This is a genomic window from Prauserella shujinwangii, from assembly GCF_003001955.1.
Lineage (GTDB): Bacteria > Actinomycetota > Actinomycetes > Mycobacteriales > Pseudonocardiaceae > Qaidamihabitans > Qaidamihabitans shujinwangii.
This window is the reverse complement of record NZ_PVNH01000005.1, coordinates 235,192-246,719: the sequence shown is the minus strand read 5'-3', so window position 1 is coordinate 246,719 and position 11,528 is coordinate 235,192. Positions and strand designations below refer to the sequence as shown.

Genomic DNA, 11,528 nt, shown 5'->3' with positions numbered 1-11,528 from the left:
TGTGGATGAAAACTACGCAGCGTGGACGGGGTACCCGTTGGGCTGAACGGGTGGCGCCGGGTCAGTTCACCGGAAGGCGGCTCTGTGCGTTGCGTAGCCGCCCCTGGAGTAGTTGGGGGGTCGCCGGGGTGCACAGGTACTGGGGTTCGCCCGCGCCGGGGACCTCCTCGGTCAGCCAGCGGCCCTCGCCGGTGTCGATGTAGGTGACGGGCTTGTCGATCCGGTGGCGGGTGCCGGTCCGGTTGCGGGCGGCGACGTAGAGACTGCCACCGCCGATGCGGTGCAGGCCCAGGATCCGCTTCAGCTCGGCGGCGTCGCGGCCCTCCTTGCTGGGCCGGTTGGTGCGCATGAGCTCGAACTCCTCGCGGTCCGCGTCACGCCGCCCGACGACCGCGCTCTTCGGCACGGAGAGCTGCTGTCCCCTGCCCGGTGGGAGCTGCGGGATCTGGGCGAGGAAGTTGTCGAGGAGTTCCTCGGGGCGCACGGTGACGATGACGACGACACCCTTGTCCACGTCGCGGGCGACGACGAACGCCTCGCCCGCGGCACTGCCCGCGAGCAGGGTGAAGTTGATCGGCCTGCCCTCGTGGCCGCCGTTGACCCAGCCGTAGTACTCCAGTGCGGGCCGGGCGATCGCGTCCACGGTGGCGAGGAGCCCGGGATGGATGCCGTTGCCGTCGGCGAGGCCGAACGCGGCGAGCTCCGCGTGGGCACGCTGGTCGTGGGCGCGCCGCGCCTCTTCGCTGTACCACGCGGGCGTCTCGCCGAGGACGGTGTGCGGCTCGGCCTGACGCCTGCGGATGAGGTTGACCAGTGTGGCGGTCGTCATGGTCACCTGCTGGTCGAGCACCGGTGCTCCTCGTCGGTGTCGGGCGGGACCCGCGCCGGGCCCGCCCGGGAGAACGTACTCCCGAGCGGGCCGGTGCGGGGTCGCTGGATGTGGTGGTCGTGCCTCGGCGAAGGTGCTATTCGCCGATCACCGGCGGGGCCGTGAGCTCGTCGGTGCCGAAGAGGGAGTCCCCGTCCTCGGCGAGGAGGTACTTGCGCTCGTGCTCCTCGTCCTCGCCGCCCTGGCCACGGCCTGCGCCACCGGCCGCGCCCATCGGCATCATGCCGCCGCGGCCCATGCCCGCCGCACCACGGCCCGCGGCTCCGGCCGCACCCGCCGCACCGGCGCCGGTACCTGAGCCCGCGCCGGAGCCGACGCCGCTGGTGGCACCCGCGCCGAGCGGACCTGCCGCGGCGCCACCACCGCCGATACCGCCCACACCGCCGACTCCACTGACGCTGCCACCACCGGAACCGCCACCGCCGGGGCCACCGGGACCGAACGTGCCGGGAGCGCCCGGGGTGTAGGGGCCGCTACCCGGCGGGTTCGACGAGGGTGGGGTGTAGCCGGAGATGTCGGTGCCGTCGTCCTCACCGCCGGGCACGTCGTACCCGATCGGGGGCCGCAGGTTGCCCGGGTCGCGGAAGCCTGGCGGATTCACGCGGGGGTCGTCGGTGCCGTACTCCCCCGGCGGCGGCTGGTAGCCGGGTGGTTGGTAGTTGCCGCCACCGGGCGGCTGGTAGCTCCCGCCGTAACCGCCACCAGAGCCGCCTCCGGAACCGCCACCGGAGCCACCGGGACCGCCGCCGACACCCGGCACGCTGCCGCCGGATCGGTCGCCGCCGCCTCCCACTTCCGGGACCCGGATGGAGCCGTCGCGACCGCCGCCGTCACCGGCGTTCGGATCGATCTTGATGTCGCCGTACTGCCCCTCCATGGAGCCGTACGTGGGCATCACGCTCGCGTTGCTCGCGCTGGCGTTGTAGTACTCGTTGAACGCGTCGACGTTGACCTGCGCCTTGCGGTTGTAGTCCTGGATCGCGCGGTCGGTGTCGGTCTCGAACGGGTTGATGTCGTTGAGGAAGCCGCTTTCCGGAGGCTTCGACGGCATCGGCTCGACCTTGCGGGACACCGTGTCGAAGGCGGAGCTCTGGTTGTCGAGCGCGGTGCTGGTCCGGCCAAGGTTGGTGTGGGAGTCCTCCATCCAGATCTTCAGCGGATGAGCCCCCGCACGCGCCGACGAACCGCCCTCGCCGGTCCACGCGGCGTCCATCTTCTGGTTGAGCTGCTCGATCTGAGCGATCCGCATCTGGTAGCGGCTCTGCAGCATGTCGCTGGCCGACTTACCTTCCTGCAGCGGCCCGCTCCCCGGGCCGCTCATGATCTGCTGATAGATCTGATCCGCCTGGATCGAGCGGTTCCCGTGCGCCGCCGTCTGGTTCTGCGCCTCGTCCTGCGACGCCCAGGCCGCTACGGCCCCCGCCCCGGCGAGCGCACCAAGCACAAAGACAACCATCGCTCCTCAGCTCCCCAGTTCTCGCCGTCTCTGCGACGTTCCGCCTCTCGATGTGGTTCCCGTGGACATCAGGAGCCCCCCTTGAGATTCTCGATCATGGTCTGTGCGGTCAGCTCCGCCACCTCACACCCCCGCGGATAGTCGGGGGTGCTGTGGGTCAGCTGCACATACAACGTGGCGACGAAGCTGTCGGTAAGCCCAACATGAAGCTGGCAAATTCCGTTCGCACGGCCATCGGAACGGCTTGCGTAGACGGCCGGATATCCGGATATCTCAGTCGGCTCGAAGTAAGCCAGGGAATCCTTGCGGGCGTAGACATCCGTAAGTCCGTTGGTGAAATCCGGTGTTTGGATGATACTGACGCGGCTGGCAGAATCGTCGTCGTACTCGTACTCGCACAACGGTCCCGTGCCGACCGAGTCCTTCTTACCGGATTGCAGGTTGAGTCGTTCGACCTGGGCTGACGAGAGTGCGGAGCACGGGTCGGACTCAAGTGCGGAAACGTCGACGGGATTGGGAACAGTGGGTGCGTCGCTTCCGCCGCTCGGCGTACTACCTGGTGCGCTCGGGGCTTGACCGGTGGGTGTCGTCGGACCATTCGGAACTGCGCTGCCTCCTTCTGCATCAGAGCAGGCACTGACCGCCGTGATGGCAAGGGCGCCAACCAGTCCGACGAAGACACGGGGTAGCTTCATGTCAGCATGCCCCCCGCCTTGTCGGCGTCTGCTGCAGCGTTCTCATCCTGGGCCTGTGTGGCGTTCCGCGCGTTTTTCAGTGCATCGAGGTACTGGCTGACGTAGTCCCGCATCCTGATCGTCTGTTCCAACAAGGCGCGTCCTGAAGGACCTGCAGCCCGTTCGAAATCTCCGCTGGCGAACTCGGTGCCGGGTCCCTGCACTGCCGCCACCAAATCGGCGTCACGTAGATCGTCGTCGAGATCACGGAGGAGGTCTTCCCATTGGCGGATGACTTCGTCGATTTCTTCGGGGGTGAAGGTGTAGCCCCCGCCTCCGGCTCCTCCTGCGCCGCCTCCGGACAGGGTGCTGACTTGTTTGGCGGCGGCGACGCCCAGGGCGGCCGCACCGGCGGCTGCGCCGGCGATGCCGATCGGTGGGATCGGCGGCGCGGTCGGCAGACGGTCGACTGGAGGCAGCATCACTTACCCCCTTCGACGAGGTTGCCGTGGCGTTCTGGGTCGCACTCCATGACGAACATCGCTACCTGGCTTATCGAGGCTCGCTGTCCCTGCGACGTCCCGCCTCTCGATGTGGTTCCCGTCACCATCAGGACCCGCCCTTGAGATTCTCGATCATGGTCTTCGCCGTCAGCTCCGCCACCTCACACCCACGCGGATAGTCGGAGGTGCCAGGGCTCAGATAGGCGATCAGCGTTACGGCGACCGAGTCGGTGACACCGATGTGCAATTCACAGACTCCGTTCGCCCGGTCATCTGTGGAACCGGCGTAGACAGCTGGGTAATCGCTGACTGTCGTCGGCTCGAAATAGGCGAGACCGCTCTCGCGGGCGTAGATGTCGCTGAGGCCGTTGGAAAGGTTCGTATCCAGGATCACGTGGATCTGACTGCTTGCGTCGCTCGCGTACTTGTACGCGCACATCGGCCGCGAGTTACTGGTGTCGCGCGTGCCTGGCTGCAGACTCAGGGTGCTCAGGTCGGCATCGGAGAGCGCGGCGCACGGATCGTTCTCCAGGCCGGAGACGTCCAGGGGATTGGAGACACCGGGTGCTCTGTTCGCGCCATCCCCGCTGCTGGAGGCGCTGGCCGATTGCTGGGTAGAGGTCGTTGGGTCACCAGCGCTGGCGCTACCTCCCTCAGTCCCAGAGCAGGCGGAAAGCGCGATGGCGATCGCGAACGCGGTTATGAGTCGGGCGGATGTACAGCGGGGGATCATGAGCCCAGCATCCCACCGGCGGAGTTGGCGTCGGCCGCCGCGTTTTCGTCCTGTGCCTGGGTGGCGCCCTTGGCTTGTTTCAAGGCCTCGATGTAGCGGTAGACGTACTCACGCATCCGTTTGGTCTGCTCAAGTAGCGCATTTCCGGAGGGTTGAGCGGCCTGCTGGAAATCTCCGCTGGCGAACTCGGTGCCTGGGGCCTTCACGTTGGCAACATCGCGCGCATCGGTCTCGTCCTTCAACAGATCATCGTAGAGGTCTTCCCATTGGCGGATGACTTCGTCGATTTCTTCGGGGGTGAAGGTGTAGCCCCCGCCTCCGGCTCCTCCTGCGCCGCCTCCGGACAGGGTGCTGACTTGTTTGGCGGCGGCGACGCCCAGGGCGGCCGCACCGGCGGCTGCGCCGGCGATGCCGATCGGTGGGATCGGCGGCGCGGTCGGCAGACGGTCGACTGGAGGCAGCATAATCCAACCCCTTTGGTAACCCCCGTCGCGGCCACCCCTGGCCACGGCGCTTGCTCGGACTCAGAGTCTTCCGGTCACGTCAAGTGAGCGTCAAGCGGACGTTCCCGACACTCGACACTCAGACGGAACCATACGTGGTGCTGGTTCCCCGTGAACGCGAAACGGCGGGGTCTCCCGGAAAGAGAGACCCCGCCGTGACGCGAGTGGGCCGCCGGCCCGGGACGGTTCCTACTTCGGCGTGACTTCCAGCTGCACGTCGGCGGCGACCTCGGGGTGCAGCCGCGCGGTCACCTTGTGCGTACCCAGCGTCTTGATGTGCTCGCTGAGCTGGATGGTCCGCTTGTCGAGCAGCGGGCCGCCCGCGCCCTTGATGGCGTTGACGACGTCGGTCGTGGTGACCGAGCCGAACAGCTTCTTCGAGCCCTGCGCGGCCTTCGCCGACAGCTCGATGGTGCCGAGCCCCTCGAGGGTCGCCTTGATCTCCTTGGCGTGGTCGAGGTCACGGATCCGGCGGGCCTCCTGGGCGCGGCGGATGGTCCGGACGTTCTTCTCGGCGCCCTTGGTCGCGGCGATCGCGTAGCCCCGCGGCAGCAGGTAGTTCCGCGCGTAGCCGTCGCGGACCTCCACGATGTCGCCCGGTCCGCCCAGGTTCGCCACGTCGGTCGTCAGGATGATCTTCGCCATGGTGAGACCTCCTTACCGAGCCGTCGACGTGTAGGGCAGCAGCGCCATCTCGCGGGAGTTCTTGACCGCGATGGCGATGTCGCGCTGGTGCTGGCTGCAGTTGCCGGTGACCCGGCGGGCACGGATCTTGCCGCGGTCGGAGATGTACTTCCGCAGCAGGGCGGTGTCCTTGTAGTCGATGAGTTCCGGGCGGCCCTTCTTCTCCGCCTTGCAGAACACGCAGACCTTCTTCTTCGGCTTACGGATTGGTGGCTTGGCCACGATGTACTCCTGGGGAAATCTTCGGGTGGTTGTCTCTAGAAGGGCGGTTCGTCGGAGAAGCCACCGCCACCGCCGCCTGCGGGCGGCGCGGAGCCCCACGGGTCGTCGGCGGGCGCGCCGCCGCCTCCGAAGCCGCCACCGCCGCCACTACCGCTACCGCGGCTGACCTTGTTCACCTTGGCGGTGGCGTAGCGCAGGGACGGCCCGATCTCGTCGACCTCGAGCTCGACGACCGTGCGCTTCTCGCCTTCCTTGGTCTCGAACGAGCGCTGCCTGAGCCTGCCCTGGACGATCACCCGGGCACCCCGGGTCAGCGTCTCGGCGACGTTCTCGGCCGCCTGCCGCCAGATGTTGCAGCGCAGGAACAGCGCCTCGCCGTCCTTCCACTCGCCCGTCTGGCGGTCGAAGGTGCGCGGCGTGGACGCGACGGTGAAGTTCGCGACCGCCGCGCCGGACGGCGTGAACCGCAGCTCGGGGTCCGCGGTCAGGTTGCCGACGACCGTGATGACGGTCTCTCCAGCCATGGCTGCCTACCTTTCAGACCTTGGCGGCAGTCTTCTTGGCACCACGCGGCAGCTGACGCCGCACGACCTTGGTGCGGAGCACGGTCTCCTGCAGCGAGAGCTGGCGGTCGAGCTCCTTGACCGCGTCGGGGTCGGAGTTCAGGTCCAGCACGGCGTAGATGCCCTCGGCGTGCTTCTTGATCTCGTAGGCCAGCCTGCGGCGGCCCCAGACGTCGACCTTCTCGACGCTGCCGCCGGAGTTGCGGATGACCTTGAGGTAGTTCTCCAGCGTCGGGGCGACCTGACGCTCGTCGAGCGTGGGATCGAGGATGACCATTACCTCGTAATGGCGTGACACAACCACTCACCTCCTGTGGGCTTGGCGGTCACGGACGGTCCGTGACAGGAGGGTTGTCAGCTGACCAGTGTAGAGACCGGCTACGACACCTTGCGCAGCACCCAGGTGCGGACCAGTGCGGCGGTCACTCCGGCGAGTGCCACCACTGCCAGCAACATCGGCAGCTGCACGTCGCCGGGCGAGTGGTCCGCCGCGAGCGCGTCCGCGTTGCCCGCGTTGCGCACGTCGGCATTCCGGCCGCCGTCCGAGCCGTCCCTGCCGTCGGCGCCGAGGATCCCGAACTCCGGCGTCTCCCCCGGCGTGCCGCTCGACGGCGCGTACCGCAGGTCGGGGGGCACGGCGATCCCGGCGCTCGGTGCCTGCGCCGCGGGGATGTCGCCGTAGTCGCGCGGCGCGGCGTAGCCGGTGCCGGAGCCCTGGGGCAGCAGGGAGGCGGATCCGGGTGCGCTCGTCGAGCCGGGCGAGCTCGGCGTGTCGGCCTGGCCGCCGCCCGACCCCGAGCGCGGCTGCTGCTTCGGCGAGCTGGTGGTCGGGGCCACGTAGTTCGCCGCCCGGACGACGAAGCCGCAGGTGCCGGCCACCTTCTTCGTGATGTGGTCGAGGGTCCGCCGCTTGGTGTCGGCGGTGGCGCCCAGCCCGTGCTCGTCCTTCAGCGCTTCGCGCACGGCGGCGCCGACGGTCGCGCCGTCGATCTTGCCGCTCGGTGCGTTGGGCACCGTGCCGACCGGGAGCTGCTCCTTGGCGATCTCGTTGGCGAGATGGTCGGGCCACACGGTGAGCAGCGTCCAGAAGCCGCGGGCCTCCTCGGCCGCGGTCTTCACCACGCCCTTGACGGTCGCGCCCGCCAGCACGACGTCGTCACCGACAGGGCCGCTGATCGCCGAGGTGCAGGACTCGTCCTGCAGGGTGGTCGCCGCCGCGGTGCCCCCGCCGAAGAACGAGACGCCGGTGAGCACGGCGGCCGCCGCGGTGCTCACGAGTACCTTGCGCGTGGTCGCGGCCAGGGCGGTGGGGGTGATCCGCACGGGGGCAGTCCTCCGGGATTGACAGCATGTCAAGAAGTGCCTCGACGGGGGCAACGAGCCAGGCACGTAGAGGATACGCGCGTACCTACTGCGCGGTTGCCCTGCGCAGCACCCAGGTCCGCACGAGCGCCGCCGCCACCCCGGACAACGAGAGCACGGCGAGCAGCATCGGCAGCGTCGCCCCCGCGGCGCCGTCGCCACTCTGGCCCGCGGGCAGCGCCTCCGCCCGGCCCGCGTTCCGCACGGAGTCGTCCGCACCGCCGTCGCCGGTGGTCCCGTAGTCCCCGCCGAGGATGCCGAACTCGGGCGAGTACCCGGGGATCTGCCCGCCGTAGCGGATGCCGGGGGACGGCGAGAACAGCCCGGCCGTGGCCATGGGGATGCCGCTGTAGTCGCGCATCGGTGCGTAGCCGGTGCTGAAGTCGGTGGGCAGGTAGGCCAGCCCGGGCAGCCCGGACATACCGGAGCCGCCGAGGAGCAGCGGACTGTTCGGCTCGGGACCGCGCCGGGGCCGCTGGTCGCTCTTGTCGCCGCCGGCCGAGGGCCGTGGTCCGGTGCCTGCCCCGGGCTTTTCCGGCGCGGGCCGGCCGCCGCCGCTCTCCGGAGCGGGCTGCGCGCCGGAGCCGGACCCCGTGATCGCGCCGGTGACCCCTTCGGCGGTGTCGGTGACCGACTTCGTGGTGTCCCGCACGGCGCCGTTCACCGCGCTGGCGAGTGGCTCACCGACGACGGGGACGGGTTCGACGACGGTGTCGACGACGTTGACCGTGATCTTGCACAGGCCCCCGAGCAGGCCGCCGACCAGGGAGGTCAGTCCGTCGGTGACGGTTTTGAGACCGAACGGCGTCTGGATCCGGTCGCCGGGCCGCGCCGTGACCGTGTCGCCGCAGCCCGCTTCGATGGTCTCCGCGGCGGCGGTGCCGGGTGTCGCGAACGCCGCCGATCCGGCGAGGACGAACGCGGCCGCACCCGCTGCCACGGTCCTGCGCTTGCGCCCTTGCATCGCTCGTCCTCCACCGCGTCGCTCCGGCTGCTCTTACCGGTGCAACGACCGTACGAGCGATTCGTGACGTCGGCCAGTCGGGCGATCCCGGTGGTCAGGCGGGCCTTCGGCGCAGCCACGTGCGGGCGAGGCCCGCGGTGACCAGTGCCAGGGCCACCACGGCGAGGAACAACGGCAGCCGGTCGGGCGCGTTCGTCACCGGGATCGCCCGCACGGTGCCGGACTCGTTGTCCCTCGACGGCGTGCCTGCCTCCGGCTGCGCGAGGTCGGGCGCGTGCGGGGGCGGGGGTCCCAGCTGGGGCGGCACGACGGCGGGGTCGAGCGCCGAGAACGCTCCGGCCCCGATCGGCAGGAAACCGCCGGTGCCGGTGGGCACCGTGCCGGGGAAGCCGTCGCCGGGAACCGGCAGCGTGGGACCACCCGGTCCCGGCGCGTCGTCGCCCGGCACCGGCCGGTCTGGATCCGCCGGCGTACCGGGCTCGGCCGGGTCGGTGGGATCCGTGGGGTCGGTGGGATCCGTCGGTTCGCCCGGGTCCGTGGCGTCGGCGAGCAGTGCCTGCAGGGGGCCGACCAGCGTGTTCACCGCACTCTGCCCGGTGTCGCACACGCCCGTCGCGGGCCCCGACACGGCGTCGATCCCGCTGAGGCCGAGCGTGTCGACCGTTTCCTTCGCGGGCAGCGACACGGTCGAGCCGGAGTCCGCACCGAGTCCGACGGAGAGCGTGCGGGGCGCGTTCACGGCGGCGCCCGCGTCGACGCGCAGCGGGTCACCCTGCCCACCGCCGACGGTGGCCTCGCACGAGCCGTCCACCACCGGATCGCTCGCGTGGGCCGTGCCCGCGCAGGCGAGGGCGGCAGCGAGGAAGGCTCCGGCCACACCGGCCCGCGCCACGCTTCGCCGAAACCCGATCCCCATGAGTTCCACCCTCTTGCCGTCAGGCCACGGTTGAGAACAGCCGTCACCGTACTCGATGACTGTCGGTGCGAATCGTTACCCTCGGCCAATGCAGATCGGTGCCCACGTCCGCGACGACGACCCGCTGAGTGCCGCCAGGGAACGCGGCGCCGACGCCGTGCAGTTCTTCCTCTCCGATCCGCAGGGCTGGAAGAAGCCCGAGCGGCACCCGCAGGCCGACGAGTTCGCCCCCGCGGGGGTCACGGTGTTCATCCACTCCCCGTACGTCGTCAACGTGGCCTCGCTGAACAACCGGATCCGCATTCCCTCACGCAAGATCGTGCAGCAGCACGCGGCCGGGGCGGCGGAGGTCGGCGCGAAAGGGCTGATCGTGCACGGCGGGCACGTCCGCAAGGGCGAGGACGTGGGCGAGGGCCTCGCCAACTGGCGCAAGCTCTTCCAGCGGCAGGCCGAGCAGGGCGGTTTCGCGGTGCCGCTGCTGATCGAGAACACCGCGGGCGGGGACGGCGCCATGGCCAAGGACCTCGACATGCTGGCCCGGCTGTGGGACGAGGTCGCCGGGTTCGGCGCCGGGTTCTGCCTGGACACCTGCCACGCCTACGCCGCGGGCTGGGACCTGGCCGAGGCCGTCGACAAGGTGCGGGCCATCACGGGCCGCATCGACCTGGTCCACCTCAACAACTCGCGGGACGAGTTCGGCTCGGGCCGCGACCGGCACGCCAACGTCGTCGGTGGCGCGGGCACGATCGAGCCGGAACTGCTGGCCGAGGTCGCCAGGGCGGCGGGGGCTCCGGTGGTGGTCGAGACGCCGGCCGAGGGGCAGGCCGCGGACATCGACTACCTGCGTGGTGTCCTGTAACGGATGATGCACAGGGCCGGGCTCGCCGTACTGGTGCTGCTGTGCGGGGTGACGCTGGCGCTCGGCTTCGCGAACAAGAACCGCTGCACCGGTCCCGAGTTCGACGAGTCGGGCCGGAGCACGCCGAACTACGCCGAGCGCAACTACGTCGACGCCTGTTACTCCGACATCCAGTTCCTGTGGCTCGGCCGGGACATCGACCGGCACACCTTTCCGTACGTCCACGGCGGGATGGAGGACGGGCACCTCGTCGGCGGTGCGCTCGAGTACCCGGTCCTCACCGGCGTGCTGATCTGGGCCGGCGCGCTCGGCGCGGACACCGATGCCGGGTTCCTGCTGGGGTCGGCCCTGCTGCTGGCACCGTTCGGCCTGCTCACCGCGTGGTTGCTCGGCAGGCTCGCCGGATGGCGGGCGTTGCTGTGGGCGATCGGCCCGCCCCTGGTGCTCTACGCCTTCCACAACTGGGACCTGCCGGTGGTCGCGTGCGCGGTGGCCGGCTTCGCGGTCCTCTACCTCGGCCGCGGCCCGCTGCGGTCGCGGGCGCGCTGGGCGGCCTTGCTGTTCGGGCTCGGTTTCGCGCTCAAGGTGTACCCGGCGATGTTCGTGCTGCCGCTCGCGCTGTACGTGCTGACCGGTGGCCCGCGCGGCGAGCACGGCCGGGACCCGCGCGGGGCACTGCAGGTGGTGGGCGTCGCCGCGGGCACCGCGGTCGCGGTGAACGTGCCGTTCGCGCTGGCCGGTTTCGAGGGGTGGTTGGCCTCGTTCCGCTTCCAGGCGCAGCGTGAGGCCGACGCGACCACCAACTCGATCTGGTACTGGGGCGTCCGGCCGCTGTTCGAGGGCGACGACGAGGCGTACCACGCGTTCGTCGGGGTCGCCTCTCCCCTGCTGGTCCTGCTGGCCTTCGCGGTGGCGTGCTGGCTGGGCTGGCGCCGGTACCTGACGGAGGGCAGCTACCCGCTGCCGCAGGTGGCCACCGCGATGCTGTGCGCCTTCCTGCTGCTGCACAAGGTGCACTCGCCGCAGTACGCGCTGTGGCTGCTGCCGATGTTCGTGCTCGTGCGGCTGCGGTGGGGCTGGATCCTCGCGTACCTGGTGGCGGACGTGGCGATCGGGATCGGCATCTTCCGCTGGTACGGCGCGCTCGGCGACGGCGGCACGATCTACAACGGGTTCGCGGCGCAGGCCGTCATGATCGGG

At 70.1% G+C, this 11,528-nt stretch carries 14 protein-coding genes and 1 pseudogene; 2 read left to right on the top strand and 13 right to left on the bottom strand.

The annotated features are described in order from the left end of the window. Positions 1-61: 61 nt before the first annotated feature. The 13 genes from B0I33_RS13915 to B0I33_RS13850 all read right to left on the bottom strand — a co-directional run bounded on the left by B0I33_RS13915 (position 62) and on the right by B0I33_RS13850 (position 9,469). Complete coding sequence (locus tag B0I33_RS13915; RefSeq protein WP_106179167.1) at positions 62-850, bottom strand: ESX secretion-associated protein EspG; 789 nt, start codon at positions 848-850, stop codon at positions 62-64. Between the two features lie 115 nt (positions 851-965). Beyond that, positions 966-2,345, bottom strand: a complete 1,380-nt coding sequence (locus tag B0I33_RS30705) for a PPE domain-containing protein (protein ID WP_106179166.1) — start codon at positions 2,343-2,345, stop codon at positions 966-968. Positions 2,346-2,413: 68 nt separating this feature from the next. Then, complete coding sequence (locus B0I33_RS13905; RefSeq protein ID WP_106179165.1) at positions 2,414-3,040, bottom strand: DUF3558 domain-containing protein; 627 nt, start codon at positions 3,038-3,040, stop codon at positions 2,414-2,416. Further along, entirely contained in the window at positions 3,037-3,501 is a 465-nt protein-coding gene (locus B0I33_RS13900) for a hypothetical protein (protein WP_245900668.1), read from the bottom strand. The genes B0I33_RS13905 and B0I33_RS13900 overlap by 4 nt, the downstream gene beginning before the upstream one ends. 127 nt (positions 3,502-3,628) lie before the next feature. Further along, positions 3,629-4,255, bottom strand: coding sequence for a DUF3558 domain-containing protein (locus B0I33_RS13895; RefSeq protein ID WP_106179164.1), 627 nt, complete (start codon positions 4,253-4,255; stop codon positions 3,629-3,631). Continuing rightward, positions 4,252-4,719, bottom strand: a complete 468-nt coding sequence (locus tag B0I33_RS13890; RefSeq protein ID WP_245900667.1) for a hypothetical protein — start codon at positions 4,717-4,719, stop codon at positions 4,252-4,254. The genes B0I33_RS13895 and B0I33_RS13890 overlap by 4 nt, the downstream gene beginning before the upstream one ends. 228 nt (positions 4,720-4,947) lie before the next feature. Further along, positions 4,948-5,403 (bottom strand): 50S ribosomal protein L9, encoded by a 456-nt coding sequence (gene rplI / locus B0I33_RS13880; protein WP_106179163.1) that lies wholly within the window; start codon positions 5,401-5,403, stop codon positions 4,948-4,950. A 12-nt stretch (positions 5,404-5,415) separates the two neighbouring features. Further along, positions 5,416-5,664 carry a 30S ribosomal protein S18 gene (gene rpsR / locus B0I33_RS13875; protein ID WP_106179162.1) on the bottom strand — a complete coding sequence of 83 codons (249 nt, stop codon included), beginning with the start codon at positions 5,662-5,664 and terminating at the stop codon, positions 5,416-5,418. 35 nt (positions 5,665-5,699) lie between these two features. Next, the gene (locus tag B0I33_RS13870) at positions 5,700-6,188 is read right to left on the bottom strand and encodes a single-stranded DNA-binding protein (RefSeq protein WP_106179161.1); all 489 of its coding nucleotides are present in this window, start codon (positions 6,186-6,188) and stop codon (positions 5,700-5,702) included. Between the two features lie 13 nt (positions 6,189-6,201). Then, positions 6,202-6,525 carry a 30S ribosomal protein S6 gene (gene rpsF, locus B0I33_RS13865; protein WP_106179160.1) on the bottom strand — a complete coding sequence of 108 codons (324 nt, stop codon included), beginning with the start codon at positions 6,523-6,525 and terminating at the stop codon, positions 6,202-6,204. Between the two features lie 80 nt (positions 6,526-6,605). After that, complete coding sequence (locus B0I33_RS13860) at positions 6,606-7,550, bottom strand: hypothetical protein (RefSeq protein WP_106179159.1); 945 nt, start codon at positions 7,548-7,550, stop codon at positions 6,606-6,608. A gap of 85 nt (positions 7,551-7,635) precedes the next feature. Next, positions 7,636-8,553: a hypothetical protein gene (locus tag B0I33_RS13855; RefSeq protein WP_106179158.1), complete on the bottom strand. Its 918-nt coding sequence runs from the start codon at positions 8,551-8,553 to the stop codon at positions 7,636-7,638. Positions 8,554-8,647: 94 nt separating this feature from the next. Continuing rightward, a complete protein-coding gene (locus B0I33_RS13850) occupies positions 8,648-9,469 on the bottom strand; it encodes a hypothetical protein (protein ID WP_146147494.1) in 822 nt (273 codons plus the stop codon). Between the two features lie 88 nt (positions 9,470-9,557). Here B0I33_RS13850 and B0I33_RS13845 point away from each other — a divergent pair, with 88 nt between their 5' ends. Together B0I33_RS13845 and B0I33_RS30410 are read left to right on the top strand one after the other, a co-directional pair. Next, positions 9,558-10,328 (top strand): deoxyribonuclease IV, encoded by a 771-nt coding sequence (locus B0I33_RS13845; protein ID WP_106179156.1) that lies wholly within the window; start codon positions 9,558-9,560, stop codon positions 10,326-10,328. Positions 10,329-10,331: 3 nt separating this feature from the next. Further along, positions 10,332-11,318, top strand: a pseudogene (locus B0I33_RS30410) (glycosyltransferase 87 family protein); the annotation flags it as partial. Positions 11,319-11,528 lie beyond the last annotated feature (210 nt).